This window comes from Zemynaea arenosa (genome assembly GCF_004614185.1).
GTDB classification, from domain to species: Bacteria; Pseudomonadota; Gammaproteobacteria; order Burkholderiales; family Burkholderiaceae_D; genus Telluria; species Telluria arenosa.
Genome location: NZ_SPVF01000013.1, coordinates 1 through 25,363, shown reverse-complemented (window position 1 = coordinate 25,363; position 25,363 = coordinate 1). Strand labels below are relative to the sequence as shown.

Annotated in this window: 24 protein-coding genes and 1 pseudogene; 13 read left to right on the top strand and 12 right to left on the bottom strand. The window is 66.0% G+C overall.

What is annotated here, in order from left to right; all coding sequences use genetic code 11:
- Positions 1-45: 45 nt before the first annotated feature.
- The 5 genes from hpnD to E4L96_RS01055 all read left to right on the top strand — a co-directional run bounded on the left by hpnD (position 46) and on the right by E4L96_RS01055 (position 4,296).
- Positions 46-879, top strand: coding sequence for a presqualene diphosphate synthase HpnD (gene hpnD, locus E4L96_RS01070; RefSeq protein ID WP_135205393.1), 834 nt, complete (start codon positions 46-48; stop codon positions 877-879).
- Positions 866-2,365 (top strand): hydroxysqualene dehydroxylase, encoded by a 1,500-nt coding sequence (locus E4L96_RS24170; protein WP_229414168.1) that lies wholly within the window; start codon positions 866-868, stop codon positions 2,363-2,365. The genes hpnD and E4L96_RS24170 overlap by 14 nt, the downstream gene beginning before the upstream one ends.
- A 129-nt stretch (positions 2,366-2,494) precedes the next feature.
- Positions 2,495-2,647, top strand: coding sequence for a hypothetical protein (locus tag E4L96_RS23445; RefSeq protein ID WP_167758559.1), 153 nt, complete (start codon positions 2,495-2,497; stop codon positions 2,645-2,647).
- 24 nt (positions 2,648-2,671) lie between these two features.
- Positions 2,672-3,469: a DUF1700 domain-containing protein gene (locus tag E4L96_RS01060; RefSeq protein WP_135205392.1), complete on the top strand. Its 798-nt coding sequence runs from the start codon at positions 2,672-2,674 to the stop codon at positions 3,467-3,469.
- 20 nt (positions 3,470-3,489) lie between these two features.
- Complete coding sequence (locus E4L96_RS01055) at positions 3,490-4,296, top strand: head GIN domain-containing protein (RefSeq protein WP_135205391.1); 807 nt, start codon at positions 3,490-3,492, stop codon at positions 4,294-4,296.
- A gap of 4 nt (positions 4,297-4,300) precedes the next feature.
- Here E4L96_RS01055 and E4L96_RS01050 read toward each other — a convergent pair whose 3' ends face one another.
- Positions 4,301-5,536, bottom strand: a complete 1,236-nt coding sequence (locus E4L96_RS01050; protein WP_220433371.1) for a TIGR03862 family flavoprotein — start codon at positions 5,534-5,536, stop codon at positions 4,301-4,303.
- A gap of 126 nt (positions 5,537-5,662) precedes the next feature.
- Here E4L96_RS01050 and E4L96_RS01045 point away from each other — a divergent pair, with 126 nt between their 5' ends.
- Genes E4L96_RS01045 through E4L96_RS01030 form a run of 4 tightly spaced genes read left to right on the top strand, consistent with a single transcriptional unit; the run spans position 5,663 to position 7,476 of the window.
- On the top strand, positions 5,663-6,058 hold the full coding sequence (locus tag E4L96_RS01045; protein ID WP_135205389.1) for a hypothetical protein: 396 nt from the start codon (positions 5,663-5,665) through the stop codon (positions 6,056-6,058).
- Complete coding sequence (locus tag E4L96_RS01040) at positions 6,055-6,243, top strand: helix-turn-helix transcriptional regulator (RefSeq protein ID WP_135205388.1); 189 nt, start codon at positions 6,055-6,057, stop codon at positions 6,241-6,243. Before E4L96_RS01045 ends, E4L96_RS01040 begins: the two co-directional genes overlap by 4 nt.
- Before the next feature lie 36 nt (positions 6,244-6,279).
- On the top strand, positions 6,280-7,224 hold the full coding sequence (locus E4L96_RS01035; RefSeq protein ID WP_135205387.1) for an alpha/beta fold hydrolase: 945 nt from the start codon (positions 6,280-6,282) through the stop codon (positions 7,222-7,224).
- Between the two features lie 24 nt (positions 7,225-7,248).
- Entirely contained in the window at positions 7,249-7,476 is a 228-nt protein-coding gene (locus E4L96_RS01030; RefSeq protein WP_135205386.1) for a hypothetical protein, read from the top strand.
- Between the two features lies 1 nt (position 7,477).
- Here E4L96_RS01030 and moaD read toward each other — a convergent pair whose 3' ends face one another.
- The 3 genes from moaD to thrC are packed head-to-tail and all read right to left on the bottom strand — an operon-like array spanning position 7,478 to position 10,434.
- The gene (moaD, locus tag E4L96_RS01025; protein ID WP_135205385.1) at positions 7,478-7,735 is read right to left on the bottom strand and encodes a molybdopterin converting factor subunit 1; all 258 of its coding nucleotides are present in this window, start codon (positions 7,733-7,735) and stop codon (positions 7,478-7,480) included.
- The gene (locus E4L96_RS01020) at positions 7,732-8,964 is read right to left on the bottom strand and encodes a molybdopterin molybdotransferase MoeA (RefSeq protein WP_135205384.1); all 1,233 of its coding nucleotides are present in this window, start codon (positions 8,962-8,964) and stop codon (positions 7,732-7,734) included. The genes moaD and E4L96_RS01020 overlap by 4 nt, the downstream gene beginning before the upstream one ends.
- A gap of 3 nt (positions 8,965-8,967) precedes the next feature.
- Positions 8,968-10,434, bottom strand: coding sequence for a threonine synthase (thrC, locus tag E4L96_RS01015; RefSeq protein ID WP_135205383.1), 1,467 nt, complete (start codon positions 10,432-10,434; stop codon positions 8,968-8,970).
- Positions 10,435-10,574: 140 nt separating this feature from the next.
- Here thrC and E4L96_RS01010 point away from each other — a divergent pair, with 140 nt between their 5' ends.
- Together E4L96_RS01010 and E4L96_RS01005 are read left to right on the top strand one after the other, a co-directional pair.
- Entirely contained in the window at positions 10,575-11,120 is a 546-nt protein-coding gene (locus tag E4L96_RS01010; RefSeq protein WP_167758558.1) for an RICIN domain-containing protein, read from the top strand.
- A 115-nt stretch (positions 11,121-11,235) separates the two neighbouring features.
- Complete coding sequence (locus tag E4L96_RS01005; protein ID WP_135205381.1) at positions 11,236-11,748, top strand: RICIN domain-containing protein; 513 nt, start codon at positions 11,236-11,238, stop codon at positions 11,746-11,748.
- 10 nt (positions 11,749-11,758) lie between these two features.
- Here E4L96_RS01005 and E4L96_RS01000 read toward each other — a convergent pair whose 3' ends face one another.
- The 3 genes from E4L96_RS01000 to E4L96_RS00990 all read right to left on the bottom strand — a co-directional run bounded on the left by E4L96_RS01000 (position 11,759) and on the right by E4L96_RS00990 (position 15,426).
- Positions 11,759-13,129: an L-serine ammonia-lyase gene (locus E4L96_RS01000; protein WP_135205380.1), complete on the bottom strand. Its 1,371-nt coding sequence runs from the start codon at positions 13,127-13,129 to the stop codon at positions 11,759-11,761.
- 115 nt (positions 13,130-13,244) lie between these two features.
- The gene (locus tag E4L96_RS00995) at positions 13,245-14,207 is read right to left on the bottom strand and encodes an NAD-dependent epimerase/dehydratase family protein (RefSeq protein ID WP_135205379.1); all 963 of its coding nucleotides are present in this window, start codon (positions 14,205-14,207) and stop codon (positions 13,245-13,247) included.
- 19 nt (positions 14,208-14,226) lie between these two features.
- Entirely contained in the window at positions 14,227-15,426 is a 1,200-nt protein-coding gene (locus E4L96_RS00990) for a glycine C-acetyltransferase (RefSeq protein ID WP_135205378.1), read from the bottom strand.
- A 163-nt stretch (positions 15,427-15,589) separates the two neighbouring features.
- Between E4L96_RS00990 and E4L96_RS00985 the strand changes: the two genes are divergently transcribed.
- Positions 15,590-16,165: a helix-turn-helix domain-containing protein gene (locus E4L96_RS00985; protein WP_135205377.1), complete on the top strand. Its 576-nt coding sequence runs from the start codon at positions 15,590-15,592 to the stop codon at positions 16,163-16,165.
- Positions 16,166-16,466: 301 nt separating this feature from the next.
- On the opposite strand, the gene E4L96_RS00980 is transcribed toward E4L96_RS00985, so the two are convergent.
- The 4 genes from E4L96_RS00980 to E4L96_RS00965 form a co-directional block, all read right to left on the bottom strand.
- Positions 16,467-17,222, bottom strand: a complete 756-nt coding sequence (locus E4L96_RS00980) for a hypothetical protein (protein ID WP_135205376.1) — start codon at positions 17,220-17,222, stop codon at positions 16,467-16,469.
- 138 nt (positions 17,223-17,360) lie between these two features.
- Positions 17,361-19,535: a prolyl oligopeptidase family serine peptidase gene (locus E4L96_RS00975; RefSeq protein ID WP_135205375.1), complete on the bottom strand. Its 2,175-nt coding sequence runs from the start codon at positions 19,533-19,535 to the stop codon at positions 17,361-17,363.
- A 111-nt stretch (positions 19,536-19,646) separates the two neighbouring features.
- Entirely contained in the window at positions 19,647-22,037 is a 2,391-nt protein-coding gene (locus E4L96_RS00970) for a putative bifunctional diguanylate cyclase/phosphodiesterase (protein ID WP_135205374.1), read from the bottom strand.
- A 4-nt stretch (positions 22,038-22,041) separates the two neighbouring features.
- Entirely contained in the window at positions 22,042-22,683 is a 642-nt protein-coding gene (locus E4L96_RS00965; protein ID WP_135205373.1) for a methylamine utilization protein, read from the bottom strand.
- Positions 22,684-22,852: 169 nt separating this feature from the next.
- Between E4L96_RS00965 and E4L96_RS00960 the strand changes: the two are divergent.
- Positions 22,853-24,645: pseudogene (locus E4L96_RS00960) on the top strand (GGDEF domain-containing protein).
- A 76-nt stretch (positions 24,646-24,721) separates the two neighbouring features.
- On the opposite strand, the gene E4L96_RS00955 reads toward E4L96_RS00960, so the two are convergent.
- A partial coding sequence (locus tag E4L96_RS00955; RefSeq protein WP_135205372.1) for a tetratricopeptide repeat protein occupies positions 24,722-25,363 on the bottom strand: 642 nt, incomplete at its 5' end.

Genomic DNA, 25,363 nt, shown 5'->3' with positions numbered 1-25,363 from the left:
GATAAGATAGCGCCTTTGCCACCGCACCAAGTATCGGGCGCCTGCATGTCCCCAGACGAATACTGCCAACAAAAGACCGCGCAAAGCGGCTCCAGTTTCTATTACAGCTTCCTGTTCCTGCCGCCGGAGCGCCGGCGCGCGATCACGGCGCTGTATGCCTTTTGCCGCGAGGTCGACGACACCGTCGACGAAGCCACCGACCAAGGTGTCGCGCGCATCAAGCTGGCGTGGTGGCGCAACGAGGTGGCGCAGGCCTGGGCCGGGAATCCAACGCACCCGGTGACGCAGGCGCTGGCGCCGCATATCGCGTCGTACGATCTCACGCAGGAGCACATGCAGGCCATCATCGACGGCATGGAGATGGACCTGGACCAGACCCGCTACCTCGACTACGCGAACCTGCAGAAGTACTGCTGGCACGTGGCCAGTGCGGTGGGCATCCTGTCGGCCAAGATTTTCGGTGCGACCGATGCGCGCACGCTGGAGTACGCGGAAAAGCTGGGCCTCGCGTTCCAGCTCACGAACATCATCCGCGACGTGGGCGAGGACGCGCGTAAGGGCCGCATCTATCTGCCCGTCAACGAACTGCAGCAGTTCGACGTGAAGGCGGCCGAGATTCTCAACGCCAAATACAGCGACCGCTTCGAAAAGCTGATGCAGTTCCAGGCCGACCGCGCGCAGCGCGCCTATGACGACGCCTTTGCCCTGCTGCCGAAGCAGGACCGGCGCGCACAGCGTCCTGGCCTGATGATGGCGGCCATCTACCGCACCCTGCTCAACGAAATCGAGCATGACCGCTTCCATGTGCTGAACCAGCGCATCTCGCTCACGCCGCTGCGCAAGCTGTGGCTGGCGTGGAAGACGTATGTGCGCGGCTAAATCCGTCGCGGTTGTCGGCGGTGGGTGGGCTGGGTGCGCGGCGGCGGTGGAGCTGGCGCGCGCGGGGCACAAGGTCACGCTGTTCGAATCGGCACGCACGCTGGGTGGCCGCGCACGGGCGGTGAGTGTGCATGGCGTGCAGGTCGACAATGGGCAGCACATCATGCTCGCTGCTTATGCCGAGACGCTGCGGCTACTGGCGTTGGTCGGCATCGACCGGCAGCGGGCGTTCCTCACGCTGCCGCTGCAAATGATCTATCCGAGTTCCACGCAGGGGATGCTCTTTGCGGCGCCCCGGCTACCGGCGCCGCTGCATCTGGCGGGGGCGCTGCTGCGGGCCAAGGGACTGGCGTGGGCGGACAAGATGGCGCTCGCGCGCTTCTCGACCACCGCACGCTGGATGGGCTGGACGCTGTACAACGACTGCAGCGTGGCCGAACTGCTGGAACGCTTCGACCAGACGCCGCGCCTCGTGCAGCTCATGTGGCGGCCTTTGTGCCTGGCGGCGCTGAATACGCCGCCGGAACGGGCGTCGGCCAAGGTGTTCCTCGCGGTGCTGCGGGATAGCCTGGGGGCGCCCAAACGTGCGGCGTCCGACATGCTTCTGCCCCGGACCGACATGTCCACGCTGTTCCCACAAGCGGCGGCGCGCTACATCGAGGAGCATGGCGGGTCGGTGCGGACTGGCGCCAAGGCCGCACGGCTGGCGCGCTTCCGCGGGCAGTGGCAAGTGGAGGCCAGCGGCGCGGCCGTCGGCGGCAACTGGACGGCTTACTTTGACGGCGTGGTGCTGGCCTGCCCCGCCTCCGCCGCTGCGGCCCTGCTCGAGCCGCTCGCGCTACCCGCGCCATCAGAAGGCCAGCCGATATCCGCCGCTGCCGTCGCCGGCGCCTGGTCCGCCGCCCACGATCTCGCGTCCCGCCATGAGGAGCCGCCCGAGACCGCGCGCGCCGTGGTGGCGCCCGAAGTGGACGAAAACGCTGACACCCTGTCTGCAGTGATCGCCCAGTTGCAGTCGCTGGAGCATGAGCCGATCACCACGATCTACCTGCAATACGACGCCGCGCTGCGCCTCGACCTGCCGTTCTACGCCCTGGTCGACAACCCGGTAACCGGCCACTGGGGGCAGTTCGTGTTCGACCGCGGGCACCTCGAACCCGGACACGCAGGCCTGCTGTCCGTGGTGATCAGCGCATCCGGACAAGCGAGCGCCCTGGACCAGGATGTCCTCGCCATGACCGTGGCCGCCCAGCTGTCCGCCGCCTTTGGCCGCCGCGAGCTGGCCAGCCCCGCCTGGACCCGCGTCATCACCGAAAAGCGCGCCACCTTCGCCTGTACGCCCGGCCTGCAGCGACCCAGCCACGCAACCGGACGCCCTGGCCTCGTCCTGGCCGGCGACTACACGGACGGTGACTATCCGGCAACACTGGAGTCCGCTGTCCGCAGCGGTGTCTCAGCCGCGCGCCAGTTCGGCAGCGCTGCCTGACCGCCAGCCAGCTCGCCATAGTGTCGCCTGTCCCGCCAAACATGCAGCCTGTCGCAATCCGGATGTCCGTATCGTCCGGAATCGATACAGTGTCACCATCGAAACAGGTATTGCAAAAACGGACACATCATGAACCTCTCCCTTGGACTTCGCACCCTGGCCCTGCTGGCCTTCGTGGCCGCGATGACCGCGGTGATCGTCAAACCCGAGCTGATGCCGGGCAGCGCCGGCGCGCCTCATGCGCACGGCTTTACCACGCTGGTGGCACTGGCCCACGCGTAAAGACACAGGATTAAGAGACCCACCATGGGCAAACAGGAATACATCGACGCGCTCCGCCAGGCCCTCGCCGGCCTGCCGCCGGAGACCGTGGCCAAGACCCTGGCCTACTACGAACAGCGCTACGTGGACGGCGTGGCCGCCGGGCGCACCGAGGAAGACGTCGGCCGCGAACTGGACGACCCGCGCAAGATTGCCATGACGCTGCGCGCCAACGCCCACCTGCACGCCTTCCAGGAAAAGCGCACGCCGCTCAACCTGGGCCGCCTGCTGGTCTCCGGCACCGCGCTGACCATCTTCAACCTCTTCATGATCATCCCGGCGATGGTGTTTGCCTCGCTGCTGGCAGCCCTCTTTGCCTGCTCGTTCGCCTTCTACATCGGCGGCGTGGCAGTGACGGCCAGCGGCCTGGCGGGCACCAACGAGATCGTGCTCGATGGCCCGCTCAAGTTCCTGCAAATCGAGACCGACGGCCCGGATGCGGCGCGCGTCACGGTGGGCCCGGGCGGCATCCACATCCAGCAGGACCGCGAGAGCGTCCGCATCGGCCCCGGTGGCATCACCGACGAAAACGAGGACGTGGATGCGGACGCGGACGAACGCGAGCCCGCCGTGGTCCGCAACGCGGAGCGCATCGCTGGCCGCGGCGTGCATATCTACACCGACATGGACAATCACTCCCGCACCACCCAGGCGTTGTCCGGGCTGGGCATGGTGGTCGGCGGCATCGCGCTGTTCCTGCTGGGGATCGTCATCACCCGTATGAGCCTCTCGGCCTTCCGCCGCTACGTTGAAATGAACATCTCGCTGCTCAAGGGCAGCTGAGCGAACCACAGGATCTGGCTATGCGTGCACTTCTCAAACTCGGTTTCGGCCTGCTGGTGCTGGCGTTCTTCCTGATCGGCGCCGCCTACAGCGCGCTCAAGACGCATGGGACGATGGAACCGGCCACTCGCGAATCGCGGGAAGTCGTCACCGATGCCCGTAACGTCGGCAAGGACGTCAAGTCGGTGCAGCTGGACGGCCCGATCGAACTGTACGTGCGCCAGGGCGCCGTGCCTTCGCTGGTCGTGAAAGCGGAGCGCCGCCTGCTCGGCAACGTCGACACGCTGGTCGAAGGTGAACATATCCGGATCGGCACCAGCGGCATGCTGCTGCACCACCGCCAGCCGATCCGCGTGGAGCTGGTGCTGCCGGAACTGGACAACATGGTCCTCAACGGCAGCGGCGACAGCAAGATCGATGGCTTCTCGGGCGAGAACCTGCAGATCGAGATGAACGGCTCCGGTGAAGTGAAATTCACGGGCCGCTACAAGGAACTGATCGCAGCGAACCACAGCAGCGGCGAGATCTATGTGGACATGGACAAGGCCGAGCGCCTGATCGCCCAGCTCAATGGCTCGGGCTCGATCACCCTGGCAGGCAGCACCCGCGAGATGCATGCGGACCTGTCCAGCTCCGGCCAGATCGACGCGGAACACATGACCGCGGAGACGGCGTCGGCGGACCTGCGCGGCTCGGGCTCGATCTCGGTGCACGCGTCGCAGACCGCGATCGCCACGGTGCGTGGCAGCGGCAGTGTCTCCGTCTACGGCAATCCGCAGAACCGCACCATCACCAAGACCGGGTCGGGCGACGTCTCCTTCCCCTGAGCGATCAACCCTTTTCGCTGAGGTAGCGGCTGGCCTGCAGGCCGGCCGCCCTTCCGCTGCCGAAGCAGGCGGTCAGCAGGTAACCGCCGGTCGGTGCTTCCCAGTCGATCATCTCGCCCGCGACGAACAGGCCGGGTATCTCTCTCAGCATCGTTCCATCCAGTGACTCGAAGCGAACGCCACCCGCGCTGCTGATGGCTTCTGCCACCGGGCGTGCTGCGTGCAGCACCAGCGGCAGGCGCTTGATGGCGCGGGCCAGCTTGTCCTTGTCGTTGAAGGTGGCCTTGTCCAGGCATTCGCGCAGCAGCCCGGCCTTGACGCCTTTGAGTGCCAGACGGCTGTGCAGATGGGTCGAGAGCGAGCGTGAGCCACGCGGGTGCGAAACCTCCTCGAACACGCGCTCTTCGGTCAGGTCCGGCAGCAAGTCGAGCCAGATGGTCGCGCTGCCGTCCTGCGCGATGCGGTCCCGCACATCGGCGGAGATGGCGTAAATCAGGCTGCCTTCCACGCCGCTCTGCGTGACCACGAACTGGCCCTTGCGCTTGTGGCGCTTGCCCTGCGGGTCCAGCCATTCGATGGCGGCGGTGGTCAGCGGCTCGCCCGCGTGCCTGCTGGAGAAGTGCTCGGACCACGCGGCGTCAAAGCCGCAGTTGGAAGCGACCAGTGGTGCGCAGTTCACGCCTTTCTCTTCCAATAACGGCACCCATGCCGCATCCGATCCAAGGCGCGGCCAGCTGGCGCCGCCGAGGGCCAGCACGACCGCATCCGCGCTGATGGTCTGCTCGCCATCCGGCGTCAGCATGCGCAGCGCGTCGCCCTCCCACCCAAGCCACTTGTGCCGCATGTGGAAGCGCACGCCCGCCTCGCGCAGGCGGTGCAGCCAGGCGCGCAGCAGCGGCGCGGCCTTCATATCGGTCGGGAAGACGCGGCCAGAGGTCCCGACGAAAGTCTCGATGCCCAGACCGTGAATCCACTCGCGCACCTGGGCGGGCGTGAACGCGTCCAGCCACAGCTGCACCTGCGGCGCGCGGCCGCGATAGCGGGTGATGAAGCTCGCGTAATCCTCGGCGTGCGTGATGTTCATCCCGCCTTTTCCGGCCAGCAGGAACTTGCGGCCCGCCGACGGCATCGCGTCGTACACGTCCACATGCGCGCCCGCTGCGGCCAGCATCTCGGCGGCCATCAGCCCGGCCGGTCCGGCTCCGATGATGGCGGCGTGGCGGGGAGTTTGGGAGGTCATGGGGATACGGCGGGTCGGCTGAAGGAGCCGCATTGTAGACGAAAAACCACGATGTAAAGTTTGCTTGACATGTGGTTCAACGGCGTCTACGATGTCAAGCATACTTTACACCACAACGGGGACGAAATGAAAGAGAAAGAAAAAGCCAAGGTGTACGTGAAGGAGCTGATCGCGTCGCTGGTGCTCTACACGGTCGTGCTGATGGCGGCGGTCCACTTCGGCAAACAGATGGAGGCCGGGAACCTGAAGACGGCCGTCATGGTCAGCCCGATGGTCGGCATGATCGCCGCCTTCTGGGCCATGGCCCGCGCCTACCAGCGCATGGACGAATACATCCGCCGCGTGCTGCTCGAGAACATGGCGATTGCGGCGGTGGCCACTATCGGCTGGACCTTCACCTACGGCTTCATGGAAACGGCGGGCTACCCCAAGCTCTCCATGTTCAGCGTGTGGGTCGGCTTTGGTTCCGTGTGGGGCGCGGTGAGCTGCCTGCGCAACTGGTTCAGCAGGGCCGAAGAATGAACAACATCATCCGCGAACTGCGCGCTGAGCAGGGATGGAGCCAGGCCCACCTGGCCGACCTCCTGGAAGTCTCGCGCCAGACCATCAACGCCATCGAGACCGGCAAGTACGATCCCAGCCTCCCGCTGGCCTTCGCCCTGGCCCGGCTGTTCGGCAAACCGATCGAAGCGATCTTTTCAGAGTAGTTTTACAAACTTAGTTTTCAAACCCAGGAGACTGACATGAAACACAGCCTGCTTTTTGCGGCCGTGCTGGCCCTTGCCGCACCTGCCCTTTCGTTCGCGGCCGATGCTGCCACCACTTCGGCTCCCGCCGCGGCGCCTTTCGCCAACCTGATTGCACCCGCCGAGTCGTTCCAGGCCGGGTCCATGCTGGTGGAGCGCCACGGCGACCATGGCTCGCCGATGGTGCTGATCCCTGGTCTGTCCAGTGGCCCGTGGGCGTGGCAGGAGACCATTCGCCGCTTCAAGGCCGACCATGTGATCTATGTGGTGACGCTGCCGGGCTTTGATGGCCGCCCGGCCATCCAGGGTGACCTGATCGCATCGGCCCTCGACAGCCTGAAGACCCTGATCACCTCCCGCAAGCTGGCCAAGCCCGTGCTGGCCGGGCATAGCCTGGGTGCGACGCTGTCGATCGCCTTCGCGGAGCAGAACCCGGGCCTGGTCGGCGGCGTGGTTGCCATCGACGGCATGCCGGTGTTCCCCGGCACCGAGATGATGCCCGCCGAGCAGCGCCCGCAGATGGCGGCCGGCTTCAAGGCCCGCATGGCGGCGGCCAGCAAGGAGGCGTTTGATGCGCAGCAGGTGGGATACATGCGCACCATCGGCAGCATCGACATGAGCAAGGCGGATGCAATGGCCAGGCTGTCCTCGCGCAGCGACCCGGCTTCCGTCGCCAACTACGCCGGTGCGATCCTGGCGCTGGACCTGCGCGCGGACCTGCCGAAGATCACGGCGCCGGTGCTGGTCATCGCGCCCTACTTCGATGTCGACCACCAGAACGCCGGCATCACGCTGGCGGCCAAGGATGAATACATCCGCAAGCTGATGACCGGGACGCCGAAGCTGCAGGTGGTGACGGTGTCGCCGGCGCGCCACTTCGCGCAGATCGATCAGCCGCAGCAGGTCAATGACGCCATCGCCAAATTCATGGCGGCACTTTAATCAGACGGAAAAAGGATAACGACCATGCAACGCGCCGAACACTTTGTGAAGATGTTCCTGTACACGACCGGTCTTGCCACCCTCGCCATCGCCGGCGGCCAGATGCTGCAGGACCGCGCGCTGGACGATGTCCTGGCACCGTCCTTTGGCTGGGCGCTGGTTGCCGCTGCCGCATTCACCGCGCGCCGCTACTACCTGTGGAAGACCGGCGCGCCGTGCGCCATCTGCGTGGAAGGCGACGAGGTAAAGTAAGTCAGCCGCCCGTCACCGGCGGGAAGAAGGCGACTTCCGCCCCGTCGGTGAGCGGCGCATCCTCGGCGCACATGACCTGGTTGCAGGCCATGCGCAAGGCGCGCCGGGGGTTCAGGGCCTCGGCCCATGTGACGCCACGCTGCATCAGATGCGCGCGCAGGTCACCAACGGTGGCGACGTTCGCCGGCAGCTCGATGGCCTCGGACGACACGCCCAGCTGCTCGCGCACGCTGGCAAAGAACTTCAGCGTCACGGTCATGCCATCAACTCGCTGAACGGGATGAAGCGCACCAGGTCTCCGCGCTGGATGGCCTGGCCGGGCGGATTGTCGATCAACCCATCGGCCCAAACGGTGGATGTGAGTACGCCTGAGCCCTGGTTCGGGAACAGGTCCAGCCCACCGTGGTCGTTGACGCGCGCGCGCAGGAATTCGTTGCGGCGATCCGGCTTGGGCCAGTCGAAGTCCGCCCGCACCTGGAAGGCACGCGGCGCCTTCGCCGCGGCCCCCTGGAGCTTGAGCAGGAAGGGCCGCACAAAGATCAGGAAGGTGATGAAGCTCGATACCGGATTGCCCGGCAGGCCAAGGAAGAAGGCGTTGCCGACCTCCCCGAACGCCAGCGGCTTGCCCGGCTTGACTGCGATCTGCCACATGTTCAGCCGCCCTTCCGCTTCCACGGCGGGCTTGATGTGGTCTTCCTCGCCGACGGAGACGCCGCCGGAGGTGATGATCAGGTCATTCTCCTGTGCCGCGGCCCGCAAGGTAGCGCGCGTGGCGTCCAGCGAATCGGGCACGATGCCGTAGTCGGTCACGTCGCAGCCCAGGTCCTGCAGCAGCGCGCGCAGCGTGAAGCGGTTGGAGTTGTAGATGGCACCCGGAGCGAGCTGGCCGCCCGGGGCTTCGCCCGGCATGGTCAGCTCGTCGCCGGTGAAGAACACGGCCACCCTGGCGCGGCGGCGTACAGACAGCTGCGCCAGGCCGACGGATGCCGCCAGCCCCAGTTCCTGGCTGCGCAGGCGCGTGCCTGCTTCCAGGATCACGCTGTTCTGCACAATGTCTTCGCCGGTGCGGCGGATCCAGTCGCCGGACTTTGGCATGTGCCTTACGGTGACCGACTTGCCATCGGCGGAGGCCTCGCAGACTTCCTGCATCACGACCGCGTCCGCCCCTTCCGGAATCAGCGCCCCGGTGAAGATACGCGCGGCGGTGCCAGGCTGAAGCGGCGCGCCGACCTGGCCCGCCGGGATGCGCTGCGCCACTTCCAGCGTGGTCTCGCCGCTCGTGCAGTCGGCGGCACGCACCGCGTAACCGTCCATCTGCGTGTTGTCCGCCGAGGGCACATTGATGGTCGAGCGCACGGCCTCTGCCAGCACCCGGCCATTCGCTTCGAGCGTGGGCACCACTTCGGTGCCGTCGATGGTGCGGGCGGCCTTCAGCAGGAAGTCCAGCGCGTCCTGCACCGGCATCAGAGGCTTGGGCGTGTAGGCCATGGCTCAGAGCCCGGTGTGTTCAGCGATGTAGGCCTTCATCTTGGCCACGTCCGGCGGCAGCACGATAAAGCGCTGCGGCAGCGCCTCGATGTTCTCGAAACCGGCCGGGCGCTCGGCGTCCGTGCCCAGCGCTTCCAGGATGGTCTCGTTGAACTTGGCCGCCAGCGCGGTCTCCAGCACGATCATCGGCACGCCCTCTTCCAGGTACTCGCGCGCGACCTTGATGCCGTCCGCAGTGTGGGTGTCGATGGTGATGCCGTAGTTGTCCGCCACGTCGCGGATGGTGGCGAGGCGGTCGTCGTGCGTGGACTTGCCGGATTTGAAGCCGTATTCACCCACGCGCTTGACCTCGTCGCCATCGCTGCCCGGCGCGCCGGAAAGGTCGAAGCCGCCGTCGGTTTCCACCTTCGCGAACAGGGCGCGCACGCGCTCCGAATCGCCGCCTACCAGGTCGTAGATGAAGCGCTCGAAGTTGGACGCCTTGGAGATGTCCATCGACGGGCTGCTGGTGTGGAAGGTCTCGGCCGACTTGCGGACCCGGTACACGCCGGTGCGGAAGAATTCGTCCAGCACGTCGTTCTCGTTGGTGGCGACCACCAGCTTGTCGATGGGGAGGCCCATCTGGCGGGCGATGTGGCCCGCGCAGATATTGCCGAAGTTCCCGGAGGGGACAGTGAAGGAGACCTTTTGGTCATTCGAGCTCGTGGCCGCGAGATAGCCGCGGAAGTAATAGACCACCTGCGCCACCACGCGCGCCCAGTTGATCGAATTGACGGTGCCGATCTTGTAGCGGGCCTTGAATTCGAGGTCGTTCGAGACGGCTTTCACCAAATCCTGGCAGTCGTCGAACACGCCCTCGACGGCGATGTTGAAGATGTTCGGGTCCTGCAGGGAGAACATCTGCGCGGTCTGGAAGGCGCTCATCTTCTTGTGCGGCGAGAGCATGAAAACACGGATGCCCTTCTTGCCGCGCATCGCGTATTCAGCGGCGCTGCCGGTGTCGCCCGAGGTGGCGCCGAAGATGTTCAACTGCTGGTCCTTCTTGGCCAGCGCGTATTCGAACAGGTTCCCGAGCAGCTGCATCGCCATGTCCTTGAAGGCCAGCGTGGGGCCGTTGGACAGGGCTTGCAGGACCAGTTTGCGGCGACCTTCGTCCTCCAGCACCCGCAGGGGCGTGATCTCCTCTGCCGATTCGCCGGCGCGCGCGTTGCGGTACACCTGCGCCGTGTAGGTCTTCTCGGCCAGCGCCTTCAGATCCGCCTCCGGGATATCGGTGGCGAACTTCTTCAGCACCTCAAAGGCCAGGTCGGCGTACGACAGCTGGCGCCAGGCGTCGAGCTCCGCGCCGGTCACGCGCGGGTACTCGGCAGGCAGATACAGGCCACCGTCCGGCGCGAGGCCGCCAAGCAGGATGTCAGAGAAGGTGGCGCTTTGGGACGCGCCGGTGGCGCGGGTGGAAACGTATCGCATGGGACTGGCCGCTGGATTCGATGATCGGGAACCAACGATTATAGTGCAGTGCACGATGGACGTCAGAATCAGGCGGCGGTCCTCGACGACGCGTTACTTAACTGATATCGTTGCCAGACCATTACAACAAGGAGATGTCCATGCAGAGCCGCTTTCACACCGCCGTTTTCGCCCTCGCTGTAGTGGCCTCGGCGCCCGCCTTCGCCGGCTCGGCTGCGCCCAAGGCGACCGGCGCGGCGCCCGACACCACCTTCCTGCAGAACGCTTTCGACGGCCGCGCCAAGTGCCTCGCGGCGGACAAGGACGCGGTGCAGATGGCGCAGTGCGACAAGTCGGCTGCCCAGCAGTGGGTGCTGGAGCGCAGTCCCCTGCCCGGCTACTTCCGCGTGCACACCGTCGGCGGTGGCGCGGAGCAGTGCCTGGCCGTGAACACCAGCGCCAATGGCCCGGCGGTGCGCATGGCTGCATGCTCCGACGCGGACAACCAGCAATGGGCAGTGCAGCGCAGCGCCATGCTCGCGCCGGGCCAGACCAGCGGGGAAGCCGGCGGCATCCTGCAGTTCACCAACCAGGCCACGGGCAAGACACGCTGCCTCGAGTCGATGGGATCGGGCCTGAAAATCTCTCCGTGCGACCGCCGCGAGCTCGGTCACCGCTGGCTCGCGCAGTGGTCACCCACCATGTAAACGATTGCGGATACAACTGGATACACAGTCGGGCTGACTGGACACATTGGCAAGCCTGGCGCTTGCCTAAGATGAAATCTCCTACCACCGCAGCACAACAACGAAGGAGACGTCCATGCAACGCCAGTTCCTCGCCATTGCCATCACCATCGCCCTAAGCCTGACCACCCTCTCCGCCTCCGCCGCCTTGCCTGCGGCGGAGCCGACCTACCTGCAGAACGAATGGTCTGGCCGCGGCCAGTGTCTCGATGTAGTCAACGACGGGACCAACAACCAGCTGCACATGGCTGCCTGTGGCCAGGTCTCCGGCCAGCAGTGGACCCTGCGCCGCAGCGAGCAGCCGGGCTACGTGCGCCTTCACAACCAGTTCACCACGGGCGCCCGCTGCCTCGATGTGGTCAACGATGGCCGCAACGACAAGGTGCAGATGGCGGCGTGTGCCAACGCGAGCGGCCAGCTGTGGAAGGTCAGCACCGTGCGCGCGGACCGGCGCTATGTCCGGCTCACCAACCAGTTCACGGGCCGCACGCGCTGCCTGGAGTCGACCGCCACGGGACTGCGGATGAAGTCCTGCAGCGGCGACATCGGCGGCCAGCGCTGGCGCAGCGAGTTCTCGCCGACGATGTAAGCCGCGTTTTTTAGCAGGCCGGGTGATTCACCGTCACCACATGCACGGCCAGGCCGCCAAGGGAGGTTTCCTTGTACTTGGCCTGCATGTCGGCCCCGGTCTGGCGCATGGTCTCGATGACGTTATCGAGGCTGACGAAATGGGTGCCGTCGCCCTTCAACGCCAGTGATGCCGCGGTGATGGCCTTGATGGCGCCCATGCCATTGCGCTCGATGCAGGGAATTTGCACCAGGCCCCCGATCGGGTCGCAGGTCATGCCGAGGTGGTGTTCGATGCCGATTTCCGCCGCGTTTTCAATCTGCGCATTGGAACCACCAAGCGCCGCCACCAGGCCCGCCGCGGCCATCGCGCAAGCCACGCCGACTTCGCCCTGGCAGCCCACTTCCGCGCCCGAGATGGACGCATTCCGCTTGCACAGCATGCCGATCGCCGATGCGGTCAGCAGGAACTTGCGCAGGCCTTCGTCCGGGTCCGCCGATTTGCAGTCCTCCGCAAAGTAGCGCAGCACCGCCGGGATGATGCCCGCGGCGCCATTGGTCGGCGCCGTGACCACGCGGCCACCCGCCGCATTCTCTTCGTTGACCGCCATCGCGTACAGCGTGACGTGATGCAGCGCGTCGTGCGGCAGGCCGTCGGCCTGGCCTGCGGCTTCGGCCTGCTGCCAGAGGCGCGCGGCGCGGCGCTTGACGTTCAGGCCACCGGGCAGCTGGCCTTCCGTCACGAGACCGTGGGCGATACAGTCGCGCATCACGTGCCAGATGCGGTCCAGGCCTTCGTTCAAAGCCTCGCGGCTCATGCGCGCTTCCTCGTTCGCGCGCATCATCGCCGGAATCGACAGGCCGCTCTGCTGGCCGAGCGCCAGCAGCTGCTCCATGGTGTCGAACGGGTACGGGATGGGCGCGCCCGGCGCGTCTTCACCGCCCTGCTCTTCGCCGGCAGCGCGAATGAAGCCGCCGCCGATCGAATAGTATTCGCGCACGAACTCTCGGCCGTCGGCATAGCGCAGGGTGAAGCGCATGCCGTTCGGGTGCTCGGGCAGGGTCTCCTGCTTGTGGAAGGCCAGCGTGAACGGGACTTCCTTCGGGGTGCCGAGCAGTTGGAGCACGCCGTCCAGCTGCGCATTGGCGAATTGATCGTCCGCGCTATCGGGATCGATGTCCTGCGGGGTTTCGCCCATCAGGCCGAGGATCACGGCCTTGTCGGTGCCGTGGCCGACGCCCGTCAGCGCCAGCGAACCATACAGCGCCGCTTCCACGCTGACCGCGTCGTCCAGCGGGCTCGCTTCCAGCAGAAAGCGGCGCGCGGCCACCATCGGGCCGACCGTGTGCGAGCTCGATGGGCCGATACCGATCTTGAAGAGATCGAAAACGCTCATGTCCATGTCTGTGTGTCTCCAGGGGCTATTTATAGTTGTGGTTTGGTGGGTGCTTCTTCAACGGGAAAGCCGCCAGGCCCGCGAATGCAGGCCTGGCGGCGTTCTCTTATTGGTATTGTATTTATGCGGCTTCGGTGATGCTCACGTCGATGTTGGCCAGCATGTCGGTCACCATTTCGTCCACGCCGATGCGTGCCTGCCAGCCCCAGTGCTCGCGGGCGGCGCTGTCGTCGAGGCTCTTCGGCCAGGTGTCGGCGATGGCCTGGCGGCTGTCCGGCGTGTACGCGATCTGGAAGTCCGGGCGCTGCTCCTGGATGGCCGCAGCGAGCTCGCGAGGGTTGAACGAGACGCCGGCCACGTTATACGAGGAGCGGATCTTGATGCTGTCGGCCGGTGCGTCCATCAGTTCGATGGTCGCACGGATCGCGTCCGGCATGTAGATCATCGGCAGCGTGGTCTCGGGGCCGAGGAAGCAATCGTAGCGCTCACCGCGCAGGGCCGCGTGGAAGATCGCGATCGCATAGTCTGTGGTGCCGCCGCCCGGAGGCGACTTGAAGCTGATGATGCCCGGGTAGCGGATGCTGCGTACGTCCACGCCGTACTTGGTGAAGTAGTACTCGCACAGGCGCTCGCCGGCCAGCTTGGAGATGCCGTAGATGGTGGTCGGGTCCATCACGGTGTACTGCGGCGTGTTGGTGGACGGGGTGTTCGGGCCGAAGGCGGCGATCGACGAGGGCCAGAAGATGCGCAGCGGCTTCCCCGCTTCGCCGCGCTCGCGGGCGATCTCCAGGATGTTCAGCAGGCCGTCCATGTTCAGGTCCCAGGCCTTGAGCGGCATCTTTTCGCCGGTGGCCGACAGCAGCGCGGCCAGCTGGTAGACCTGGGTGATGTTCTCGGCCGCGATGAAATCCGCCAGACCCGCCTTGTCCATCACGTCAATGCGCTCGTAACGCTTGGCGTCGTAGACGTTGGTGGGGCTGATGTCCGAGGCGATGACGTTGTCCGCGCCGTGCTGGCGGGCCAGCGCCTCGACCAGTTCACTGCCGATCTGGCCATTGGCGCCGATGATGAGGATACGTTCCATTTCCGAGGTCCTTGCGTTCTTATTTGAGGATGCCCAGTTCGCGGCCGGCCTGCTCGAAGGCGGCCAGCACGCGGTCCAGCTGCTCGCGGGTGTGGGCGGCGGACAGCTGCACGCGCACGCGGGCCTGCCCCATCGGCACCACCGGGTAGAAGAAGCCGGAGAGCAGCACACCGAGGTCGAACATGCGGGCCGCGAATTTCTGCGCCACCGGCGCGTCGAACAGCATCACCGGAACCACCGGGTGGGTGCCCGGCTTGATGGTGAAGCCGATGCGCTCGATCTCCTTGCGGAAGTAGGCGGTGTTCTCGTGCAGGCGATCGCGCAGCTGGGTGGACTTGCTGATCCGGTCCAGCACTGCCAGCGAGGCACCCGCGATCATCGGCGCCAGGGTGTTGGAGAACAGGTAGGGGCGCGACTTCTGGCGCAGCGTTTCGATGACTTCCTTGCGGCCGGAGGTAAAGCCGCCCATCGCACCGCCCAGGGCCTTGCCCAGGGTGCCGGTGATGATGTCGATCTTGCCGATCACGTTGTGGTGCTCGTGGGTGCCGCGGCCGGTCTGGCCCATGAAGCCGGAGGCGTGCGACTCGTCGATCATGGTGAGCGCGTTGTACTTCTGCGCCAGCTCGACGATCTTGTCCAGCTGCGCGATGGTGCCGTCCATGGAGAACACGCCATCGGTCACGATGATCTTGTGGCGCTTGCCGGCTTGTGTGGCCGCTTGCAGCTGCGCTTCCAGGTCGGACATGTCGTTGTTGGCGTAGCGGTAGCGTGCGGCCTTGCACAGGCGGACGCCGTCGATGATGGAAGCGTGGTTCAGGGCGTCCGAGATGATCGCGTCGTTCTCGTCGAACAGCGGCTCGAACACGCCGCCGTTGGCGTCGAAGGCGGCGGCGTAGAGGATGGTGTCTTCGGTGCCGAGGAATTCGGAGAGCTTGCGCTCCAGTTCCTTGTGCACGGTCTGGGTGCCGCAGATGAAGCGCACCGAGGACAGGCCGTAGCCGTACTTCTGCAGCGCGGCTTCCGCAGCCTTCTGCGTTTCCAGGTCGCCGGACAGGCCCAGGTAGTTATTGGCGCACATGTTGATCAGGGTGCGGCCATCTTCGGCCACGACTTCGGCGCCCTGGCGCGAAGCCAGCACGCGTTCGGGCTTGAACAGCCCTTCTTCTTTCAGCGTGCCGAGCTTCTGTTGCAGGCTGCTGTAAAACGCTTGATCGCTCATGTGTCCCTCGTCCCCTGGTTGGACCGGCTTGACCGGTTGTTCACGGATGATGTACCGTTGCCTGTGCGTTCGATGTTTGGAACAGGTTCTGTATTTCGAACGCGAATTCAATATATCGAATCTTACCCCTTGCCATTGAACTTGGCAAGCCAGCTATAAGCTTATGAATAAACCGGTTACCAACCTCGCCCCGCCAGAAGTCGGCGCCACCTTGCAGCGCCTCCGGCTCGCCCGCGGGCTGACGCTGGAGGACCTGTCGCGCATTGCGGGCGTGTCCAAGTCGATGCTCTCGCAGATCGAGCGCGAAAAGGCCAATCCCACCATCGCCATCACGTGGCGGCTGGCCAACGCGCTGGGGGTGCAGATCGGCGAGCTGCTGTCGGCCGAGGTGCGGGCGGTGGAGACGATCCGCGTGATGGACGCGCACGAGACCCCGACCCTGCCGGGCGCGCACGCTGGCTATGCATTGCGCATCCTGGGGCCGATGGACCTCGCCGGCAAGTATGAATGGTATGAGCTGACCCTGGCGCCCGGTGGGGAACTGGCGTCCCAGGCGCACGACCCGGGGACAATCGAGCACCTGACGGTGGTGACCGGCGCGGTCGAGGTGGAAGTCGGCGCCGAGAAGCGCAAGATCAAGCACGGCGGGACCGCCCGCTACCCCGCCGACCAGAACCACACCATCCGCAATCTGGCGAAAACCGAGGCCAAAGCCCTGATGGTCGTGGTCCACCGCTAATTCCCACCTCCGATTATCGAGCCGAAGGCCCCGCTCAGCCTTTTCCTACCCCTCTACTCCGGGGTACGTCCCTTCTCCCAGAGCGGGGTACGTCCCCGATTCCCGGAATACTGCGAGATTAACCCGCGCGCCGCAACCCCTTGATAACTCATCGTTTTTGATTATCTCGGCGGGAGCGAAATAGTAACAAAGCAGTGGATTCCTACGGGTCTAAGGCGGAGTACGTCCCCGGCGTGGGGGCGGGGTACGTCCCCGATTGGGGGAAAGTGGGGGTGGCCGCGCGCGGGGCGCGCGTGCGGCCTTAGCCCGAAACCGGGGACCGGCGCGCTTTGGCGCGGGTCACGAAATAGTGGGCGATGAAGAAGGCACCCAGGCCGGCCAGCAGGTGCTTGAGCGTGTGGCCGGACAGGGGCAACAGTTCGTACAGGCGCACATCGGCCATTTCGCACAGCTTGGCCAGCACGTAACATCCGACGGCGGCACCGAAGGCGCGCCGCTCCTCGCTGGATACGGCAGCGCTTTGCTGGGCCGCCGGAATCACGACCATCGTCGCGAGTTGCAGCAGCAGATAGGGGCGCAAATCGTTCATCAGGCCCCACCAGGCGACACTCAGCAGCGCAAACCCGAGCAGCAGCGGGGAGATGCAGCGCGGCAGATTCAGACATTGGCGCAGCACGATCGACAGCAGCGTGGAACAGGCCACGGCGATCGGTAGCCGGTCCCACAGCAGACGGGCGTCGTCCGGCGCCCAGTGGTACCACGCGGAGCCGGCGGCGGTCGCGATCAGGGTGCAGAAGAACATCCCGTAGCACATGCGCATCGGCCGCAGCACGCGCACCCGCCGCGCGGTCTCCATCGCGCTCAGGCCATACAGGCCAACGAACAGGAAAACGAGATTGGACAGCACGTCCGCTGCCCGCGGAACGCCGAATAGCGTCCGCTGGTCCGCGAGGGCGTGGTATTCGGCCGGTTGCGGGATCGGGCCGATCGCCGCTGCCCCCAGCAGGGTGGCGGCGCCGAAAATGGCCCAGAGCGTGACACGGGTTTTGGAGCGCATTGCATTCCAATCAAGGAGATTGCTGATGCGCAAACTATGCCGTATCTGTACGGCAAGTGGAAGAAACTACGACGAAGTAGCGCAGGAGTCGCCAGAAGTAGTGGAATAAGATACTTCTGGCGCCCCCAATGCACCAGATCAGTGCGCCGCGCCCGCCATCTTGGTGGGTTCAACCGCCATGTTGAGGGTCCGGGTGAGGAAACCCCAGCGGTCCGCCACCTCCTCGATCTGCTTGGTGGTCGGTTTGCCCGCGCCATGTCCCGCCTTGGTGTCGATGCGGATGATGACCGGGGCGCCGCCTGCCTGCGCCGCCTGGGCGGCTGCAGCGAACTTGAAGCTGTGGGCCGGAACCACGCGGTCGTCATGGTCGGCAGTGGTGATCATGGTCGCCGGGTAGCAGGTGCCGGCCTTCAGGTTGTGCAGCGGCGAGTACTTGAGCAGCGCCTTGAACTCGTCCGCGTTCTCGGACGAGCCGTAGTCCGAGGTCCACGCCCAGCCAATGGTGAACTTGTGGAAGCGCAGCATATCCAGCACGCCAACCTGCGGGATCGCAGCCCCGAACAGGTCCGGGCGCTGGGTCAGCGCGGCACCGACCAGCAAGCCGCCGTTCGAGCCGCCGCCGATCGCCAGCTTGGCCGGCGAGGTCACCTTGTTCGCGATAAGCCATTCGGCCGCGCCGATGAAGTCGTCGAACACGTTCTGCTTGTGCAGCTTGGTCCCGGCCTCGTGCCACGCCTCGCCGTATTCGCCGCCGCCGCGCAGGTTGGCCATCACGTACACGCCGCCCATCTCCATCCACGCCAGGTTGGCCGGCGAGAAGCCGGGGGTCATCGAGATATTGAAGCCGCCATAGCCATACAGGTAGGTCGGGTTGGAGCCATCCAGCTTCAGCCCTTTCTTCGACACAATGAACATCGGGACCTTGGTGCCGTCTTTCGAGGTGTAGAACTGCTGGCGGGTCTCGTAGTCGGCCGGGTTGAAGTCGACCTTCGGCTGGCGGAACACGCTGCTCTTGCCGCTCTTGAGGTCATAGCGGTAGATGGTGGTCGGCGTGGTGAAACTGGAGAACGAGTAGAAGGTCTCGGTATCGTGCTTCTTGCCGCCGAAGCCACCGGCCGAGCCGATGCCGGGCAGCGCGATCTCGCGCACCGCCTTGCCCTTCAGGTCGAACACCCTGACCTGGCTCTTGGCGTCGGCCAGGTACTCGACCACCAGCTGGTTGTTGACCAGGTTCGCGCCGGTGAGCGCGTTGGCCGATTCCGGCACGATGGTCTTCCACTGCGCGGCCTGAGGCTGGCGCACGTCAATGGCGACGATGCGCGAGCGCGGGGCGCCGCTGTCGGTGACGAAGTACAGCACCGGGCCATCGTTGTCGATGAAGTCCCACGACGCCGAGAACTCGTCGATCAGCGGCTGCACCTTGGCACCGGGCTTGGTCAGGTCCTTGTAGAACACGCGGTATTTCTGCGCGGTGCCCTTGGTGACTGTGATGAGGAGGTAGCGCCCATCGTCGGTCACGTGGCCGCCGAAGCCCCACTCCTTCTCGTCCGGGCGGTCGTAGACCAGCGTGTCCTCGCTCTGCGGGGTGCCGATCTTGTGGTAATACAGCTTCTGGAAGTAGTTCACGTCGGCCAGCGCGGTGGCGGCCTTCGGCTCGTCGTAGCGGCTGTAGAAGAAGCCCTTGCCGTCATGCGTCCACGCGGCGCCGGAGAACTTGACCCACTTGAGATGATCGGTGAGGTCCTTGCCGGTCTCGATGTCGCGCACATGCCATTCGTTCCAGTCCGAGCCCGAGGCCGCGGTGCCATAGGCCAGCAGCTTGCCGTCCGGGCTCACGGCCATCCCGGCCAGCGCCACCGTGCCGTCGGCGGCCAGGGTGTTCGGGTCGAGCAGCAGGCGCGGGCTGTCGGCCAGCGTCTTCATGGTGTACAGGACTGACTGGTTCTGCAGGCCGTCGTTGCGGCTGTAGAAGTAGCGGCCGCCCTCCTTGAACGGGACGCTGTAACGCTCGTAGTTCCACAGTTTGGTGAGGCGCTGCTTGATCGCCTCGCGCTGCGGGATCTGGCCGAGGTAGGCCTGCGTGACCTTGTTCTGCGCTTCCACCCACTGGTGGGTCTCGTCGCTGTTGGCGTCTTCCAGCCAGCGGTACGGATCGGCGATGACGGTGCCGTGGTAGGTGTCGGTCTGGTCGACCTTCTTCGTTACCGGGTAGGTCAGCGGGGTGCCGCTGGCCGGGCAGGACTGGGCCAGCGCGCTGCCCGCACTGAAGGCGGCGCACAGGCTGGCCACGAGCGTGGCGTGTTTCAGGGACATGGTGGCTTTCCGAGTTTTGGTTGTGATCGCGCGGCCGGGTCACCCCGGCGCCCGACGATCATAGCTGACCTGCCACCGAACTTTGTTCGAAAGAAGATGGGAATGACAGCCCTAGATGGCGACGGCCGCGTCGTCCGCCACGCCGAGCGGCGGCTGCCAGTTGCGCACCCAGTCGGCCAGCTTGTCCGCAGGGAGCGGACGGCTCATGAAGTAGCCCTGCCCCTGGTCGCAGCCCAGGTCCGCAAGCAGGCGCCACACGGCCTCGCTCTCGATGCCCTCGGCGACCACGCGCAGGCCCATGTTGTGCCCCAGGTCGATGGTGGAGCGCACGATCTTGGTGTCGCCGACATCGTTCTCCATATTCAGCACGAAGGACTTGTCGATCTTCAGCTCATTCACTGGCAGGCGCTTGAGGTAGGCCAGCGAAGAATAGCCGGTGCCGAAATCGTCGATCGAGAGGTCCACGCCCATCTGGTGCAGGCGGTACAGGGTCTGTTGCGCGCGCACCGGGTCGTCCATGATGGCGCTCTCGGTGATCTCGAGGCAGAACGAGGACGGCGACAGGCCATGGCGCGCCAGCACGTCGTTGAACTTGGCCGGCAGGTCCTGGTCCAGCAGGTCGCGGGTGGACAGGTTCACCGAGCACTTGATGTGGATGCCCTGCTGCTGCAGTTCGCGGCACAGCGCGGCCGAGCGGTCGAGCACCCAACGCGTGAGGACGCGGATGAAGCCCGTCTGCTCGGCGAAGGGGATGAATTCGTCGGGGAAGACGTTGCCGCGTACCGGGTGATGCCAGCGCACCAGCGATTCGATGCCGACCACCGCGCCGGTGGAGAGCGAAATCTTGGGCTGCACATGCAGGCGGAATTCGTCGTTCTCGGCGGCGGTGCGCAGCTCCGTGAGCAGGGACAGGCTTTGTTCGCTGGCCTTGTCGAAGACGGCGTCGTAGACCACCGCGCCTTCGCTGCGCTGCTTGGCGGCGTACATCGCCACTTCGGCCATGGACATCAAGGTCTCCGCATCGCGGGCGTGCGCGGGGCAGGCGGCGATGCCGATGCCGGCGCCAATGTCCACGGTCTGGTCTTCCAGCGACAGCGGCTGCTCCAGCGCGCGCAGGACGCCATCGGCCAGCAGGCGGGCCTGCTCCAGGCCTGCGGGCAGCAGCACGGCGAATTCGTCGCCACCAAGGCGGGCCAATTGAGCGTCGGCGTGGGCCGCAGCCACCTGTCCGCGCACGCGCTCGGCCACGGTGCGCAGCAGCGCGTCGCCAAAGCTGTGGCCCATCACGTCGTTCACGTGCTTGAAGCGGTCCAGGTCCATCATCAGCACGGAGACGTCCTGGCCGGACGACGAGGCCTGCTTCAAGGAAGCGTCCAGCAGCTGCACGAATTGCGCGCGGTTCGGCAGGTCGGTCAGCGGGTCCCAGTACGCCAGCCGGGTGATCTCGCGTTCGCGCCGCGCGATCCCGTCCCGCATGCTGTCGAAGGCCTTGGCCAGCGCGCCGATTTCGTCGTCGCGCGCGAAGCCCACCACGTCGCGGTAGTCGCCGCGCTCGAAGCGGCGCGCGGTTCCGGCCAGCTGCGCCAGCGGCTGGGCAATGCGCTTGGCGGTGAAAATAGCGGCGACGGCGGCGACCAGGATGCCCACCACGGTCAGGGCCATCAGGCGGTGTTCGAGACGGGTATATTCGGAGGTGGCTTCATCGAAGGAGCGCACCAGGACCGCGCTGGCACGGTTGTCGCGGCCCACGGGGACGATGCGTGCGCTGTACTTGCCGCCCCCGATGCGCAGGTCGCTCAGCTGCACGGGGCCACCCACGCGCCCCAGCTGCCCGGCCACTTCGGCCATATGATTGGCGCCCAGGGTGCCATCCACTGGCAGGTAGCGGCCATCCTCGGCGTGCGCCACGATCACCACGTCGAGGGCGGACAGCTCCTTCATGTCCTGCGCCAGCTGGCGGTCGACGGCAAAGCCCATCACGACCCAGCCGATGGTGATCGGCGCCTTCACGGGCGTGACCACCAGCTGATACGGTTTGCCGCCAACGACTGCGGTACCGGCGGCACCATCGGCCTGCTCCGCCTGGTCGAGCAGCCGCATGACCAGCGCTTCCAGCGGCGCGCTGTGCATCGGGCCCGCGGGGACGATGACTTTGTGCTCCGCGTCCACCAGCATGCTGAAGTCGGCGCGCGCGCGGCTGGTGGAGTTGCTGAGGGCCGATTCGATGGTGGGACGGTCGTCGTCCGCGTGGTTGCCGATGGCCTGCACGAAGCCGGTGTCGCGCGCCAGGATCTGGGCCGAGAAGCGGCGCTTCTGCGCGTTCTGCTCCATCAGCTTGCGGAAGACTTTTTCGCCGTTGGCCAGTTCGGCCCCGATGGCACTGCGCGCGTTGCTGACGATGCCCTGCTGGATGAAGGCGAGGCCCGCCACCTGCACCACCAGGATCAGGAGCAGGAACAGCGTGGCGATGCGCCCTTCCAGGCTTTTGAATCGGAAGGTCATCGGCTTAGAAGTCGCTCGACTCCGCGGCGGGGGCCGCAGGCTTGAGGGTCAGCGCGAACGCCGCGGCGGTGGGTGCGTCACCCGGCTTGACCTGCACCTGCTGGAGCTGGTCGGCGCTGGTGCTGGCGCCCATCTGGTAGTGCCAGGCGTGCAGCGCGTATTGGCCCGCCACAGGGACGTCGATTTGCGCGACGCCGCGGGCATCGGTCTTGGCAAAGAACGGCGTGTCGACCACCTTCACGTAGGCCAGCATCGTGTCGTGGATGTTGCAGCCAAGGACCACGGTCCCCGCCTTTTCGAACACCTGCGGGGCGGCGGCGGTCCCCGAATACAGCTTCTGGTCGAACTTGTGCGCGGGCGAGAACGAGTAGATGTGGTGCCGCACCTTGTCGTTGTTCGGGAAGGTGATGCGGCTGCCGGTCTGGATCACCGTCACCATAGGGAGAAACTTGAGGCCCTTCTGCTCGATCTCGGCGGGCTTCAGGACCTTGGGCAGCGTGCCATTCGGCTCGGCCCAGACCACGGCATCGGCCAGTGGCTTGCCGGCGGCATCGGTCACCGTGACAGCGAGGCTCGCCGCCGCTGCGGCGCCGGACAGGCCGCCCAGGATCGGAAAAGCAAGGAGAAATCGGGCGTGTACTTGCATGTATGGAACGCCGGGCGCCAAAAGTGTGACGATTATTGTAGCCCTTGCATAAAAGTTCCTGAAAGAACTTTTTCGTCCCGCAGGCCAAAGTGTGCGCTGTGTGCCATTTCATCAACTGGTCACAAACGGTCGATACCATCAGGAAACAATTCACCCGCCGCCCGTCCCGATGCCGCTCGACCGCATGCCTTCCGAAGCCCACCTCGCCGACCATCTGCACGACATCGTGGCGCGGCGCCAGTTGACCGCCCTGCTCCAGCCGCTGGTGCGTATGGACAGCGCCAGCATCATGGGCTACGAGGGGCTGATCCGCGGGCCGTCGGACAGTCCGCTGCATTCGCCGCTCAAGCTGTTCAAGGTGGCCCGTGCCTGCGGCATGACCGTGGAGGTCGAGCACCTGTGCCGCCGTGTGGTGCTGGAGCGCTTTGCCGAGCTGCGGCTGGACGGGAACCTGTTCCTCAACGTGAGCCCGGAAAGCCTGCTGCAGGACGATGCGCGGCATGGGGAGACCATCGGGATGATCCACGCCGTCGGCATCAGCCCGGACCGGGTCATCATCGAGCTGACCGAAAACCAGCCGACCTATGACTATGAGCTGATGCGCGAGGCGGTGCTGCACTACCGGCGCATGGGCTTCCGCATCGCGATCGACGACCTGGGCGAAGGCTTTTCGAGCCTGCGCCTGTGGTCCGAGCTGCGGCCGGAATACGTCAAGATCGACATGCACTTCATCCAGGGGATCAACCACGATCCTGTCAAGCTGCAGTTCGTGCGCTCGATCCAGCAGATCGCCGAGGAATCGGACACCCTGGTCATCGCCGAGGGGATCGAGACCCAGGCCGAACTGCTCGTGCTGCGCGACCTGGGCGTGCGCTATGGCCAGGGCTATCACCTGGGCCGCCCCAACGCCAGCCCGGCCACGGCCCTGCCGGCGGAGGTGGTGAAGGCGCTGCGGCGCGACGGCGTCGCGGTCTATCCGCAGCACGGCGCCGACAAGCGCCAGCCCACGGTCGAACGACTGGCCCTGCACGTGACCCCGGTCGGGCCGGAAGTCACCAACAACGCGCTGTACGAACGCTTCGCGGCCGACCGCGCGCTGCAGATCGTACCGGTCGTGAATGCGGAAGGCGGCCGCTGGGCCTCGTCAACCGCTTTGACATGATCGAGCACTTCGCCCGGCCCTACGAGCGCGAACTGCACGGCAGGAAGCCCTGCACCGCCTTCATGGACGCCACACCCGTGGTCGCGGACAAGGACGATTCGCTGCAGGCCGTGAGCGTGAAGCTGGTGCAGGGCGGCGCGCAGCACATGCTCAATGGCTTCATCGTCACCGACCGCGGGGTCTACGTGGGTATGGGCACGGGCCATGACCTGATGCGCGAGATCACCCAGATGCAGATGCACGCGGCGCGCTACGCGAATCCGCTCACCCAGCTGCCGGGGAATGTGCCGATCAACGAGCACGTAGAGCGGCTGATCGCCAGCGGCGCACGGTTCTGGGCCTGCTACTGCGACCTCGATCACTTCAAGCCGTTCAACGACGTCTATGGCTACCGCAAGGGCGACGACGTGATCCAGCTGGCGGGCGGCATCCTGTCAGCGCATGCGGATCCGGAGCGTGACTTCGTGGGCCATATCGGCGGGGACGACTTCATCGTCGTGTTCCAGAGCGAGGACTGGGAGGCGCGCTGCCACGGCATGCTGGCCGATTTCGCGGCCCAGGTGGCCGGCTTCCATTCCCCGGACGACCGGGAGCGCGGCGGCTACCTGAGCGAAGACCGGCAGGGGAAGAAGGTGTTCCACGCGCTGATGTCGCTGTCGATCGGCGCGGTGCGCGTGGAGCCGCAGCAGTTCGCGAACCACCACCTGGTGGCGACGGCGGCCAGCGAAGCGAAGAAGCAGGCCAAGAAGATCTTCGGGAACGCGCTCTTTGTCGACCGCCGCGGCGCAGGCCCGGCGTAGAAAGGACCGGAAGAGGAGGCTGCGCGCGGGGAAGTGGGCGCGGCGGCGGGATTCGATCGGCTTCGGGCGGCGAGGCCTACAGCACCCGCCCGGACTGCCAGCGGCGGGCCAAGTCCAGGGCGTTGCCGATCTGCTCAGGGGTGAGGTGGCGGGCGGTGCGGCTTTTGGCGGCGGCGGCAGTCTCGTCGCCGGCTTCGGCGGCGAGGAGCATCCACATGTAGCCGCGCACCGGGTCGGCCGCGCAACCGCGCCCGCTCATCACCATGCCGCCCAGGTTGTACTGCGCCAGCGCGTGGCCCTGGCGGGCGGCGCGGTCGTAGCAGTCGAGCGCCATGCCGTCGTCCTGCGGCACGCCCTGGCCGTTGGCGTACATGACACCGAGGTTGTTCTGCGCGCTGGCGTCCCCTTGCTCGGCAGCGCGGCGGTACCAGTGGACGGCGGCCTCGTCGTTGCGCTCGACGCCGCTGCCGGTGGCGTACATCACGCCCAAGCTGAACTGCGCGTTGGCGGCGCCCTGCTCCGCCGCACGGCGGTACCACTGGACGGCGCGCTGCGGATCGTGAGCGGTGCCGCTGCCGCTGCAGTACATATTGCCGAGGTTGTACTGGGCCAGTGCGTGGCCCTGCTCGGCGGCGCGGATGAACCAGGCCAGGGCGCGCGCTTCGTCGCGCTCGACGCCGCTGCCGCTGGCCAGCTGCAGGGCCAGCTGGAACTGGGC

What these genes read in the sequence shown, in the direction of transcription:
- hpnD (WP_135205393.1), top strand. Translation starts at nt 46, where the DNA reads ATGTCCCCAGACGAATACTGCCAACAAAAGACCGCGCAAAGCGGCTCC.
- E4L96_RS24170 (WP_229414168.1), top strand. Translation starts at nt 866, where the DNA reads ATGTGCGCGGCTAAATCCGTCGCGGTTGTCGGCGGTGGGTGGGCTGGG.
- E4L96_RS23445 (WP_167758559.1), top strand. Translation starts at nt 2,495, where the DNA reads ATGAACCTCTCCCTTGGACTTCGCACCCTGGCCCTGCTGGCCTTCGTG.
- E4L96_RS01060 (WP_135205392.1), top strand. Translation starts at nt 2,672, where the DNA reads ATGGGCAAACAGGAATACATCGACGCGCTCCGCCAGGCCCTCGCCGGC.
- E4L96_RS01055 (WP_135205391.1), top strand. Translation starts at nt 3,490, where the DNA reads ATGCGTGCACTTCTCAAACTCGGTTTCGGCCTGCTGGTGCTGGCGTTC.
- E4L96_RS01050 (WP_220433371.1), bottom strand. Translation starts at nt 5,536, where the DNA reads ATGACCTCCCAAACTCCCCGCCACGCCGCCATCATCGGAGCCGGACCG.
- E4L96_RS01045 (WP_135205389.1), top strand. Translation starts at nt 5,663, where the DNA reads ATGAAAGAGAAAGAAAAAGCCAAGGTGTACGTGAAGGAGCTGATCGCG.
- E4L96_RS01040 (WP_135205388.1), top strand. Translation starts at nt 6,055, where the DNA reads ATGAACAACATCATCCGCGAACTGCGCGCTGAGCAGGGATGGAGCCAG.
- E4L96_RS01035 (WP_135205387.1), top strand. Translation starts at nt 6,280, where the DNA reads ATGAAACACAGCCTGCTTTTTGCGGCCGTGCTGGCCCTTGCCGCACCT.
- E4L96_RS01030 (WP_135205386.1), top strand. Translation starts at nt 7,249, where the DNA reads ATGCAACGCGCCGAACACTTTGTGAAGATGTTCCTGTACACGACCGGT.
- moaD (WP_135205385.1), bottom strand. Translation starts at nt 7,735, where the DNA reads ATGACCGTGACGCTGAAGTTCTTTGCCAGCGTGCGCGAGCAGCTGGGC.
- E4L96_RS01020 (WP_135205384.1), bottom strand. Translation starts at nt 8,964, where the DNA reads ATGGCCTACACGCCCAAGCCTCTGATGCCGGTGCAGGACGCGCTGGAC.
- thrC (WP_135205383.1), bottom strand. Translation starts at nt 10,434, where the DNA reads ATGCGATACGTTTCCACCCGCGCCACCGGCGCGTCCCAAAGCGCCACC.
- E4L96_RS01010 (WP_167758558.1), top strand. Translation starts at nt 10,575, where the DNA reads ATGCAGAGCCGCTTTCACACCGCCGTTTTCGCCCTCGCTGTAGTGGCC.
- E4L96_RS01005 (WP_135205381.1), top strand. Translation starts at nt 11,236, where the DNA reads ATGCAACGCCAGTTCCTCGCCATTGCCATCACCATCGCCCTAAGCCTG.
- E4L96_RS01000 (WP_135205380.1), bottom strand. Translation starts at nt 13,129, where the DNA reads ATGGACATGAGCGTTTTCGATCTCTTCAAGATCGGTATCGGCCCATCG.
- E4L96_RS00995 (WP_135205379.1), bottom strand. Translation starts at nt 14,207, where the DNA reads ATGGAACGTATCCTCATCATCGGCGCCAATGGCCAGATCGGCAGTGAA.
- E4L96_RS00990 (WP_135205378.1), bottom strand. Translation starts at nt 15,426, where the DNA reads ATGAGCGATCAAGCGTTTTACAGCAGCCTGCAACAGAAGCTCGGCACG.
- E4L96_RS00985 (WP_135205377.1), top strand. Translation starts at nt 15,590, where the DNA reads ATGAATAAACCGGTTACCAACCTCGCCCCGCCAGAAGTCGGCGCCACC.
- E4L96_RS00980 (WP_135205376.1), bottom strand. Translation starts at nt 17,222, where the DNA reads ATGCGCTCCAAAACCCGTGTCACGCTCTGGGCCATTTTCGGCGCCGCC.
- E4L96_RS00975 (WP_135205375.1), bottom strand. Translation starts at nt 19,535, where the DNA reads ATGTCCCTGAAACACGCCACGCTCGTGGCCAGCCTGTGCGCCGCCTTC.
- E4L96_RS00970 (WP_135205374.1), bottom strand. Translation starts at nt 22,037, where the DNA reads ATGACCTTCCGATTCAAAAGCCTGGAAGGGCGCATCGCCACGCTGTTC.
- E4L96_RS00965 (WP_135205373.1), bottom strand. Translation starts at nt 22,683, where the DNA reads ATGCAAGTACACGCCCGATTTCTCCTTGCTTTTCCGATCCTGGGCGGC.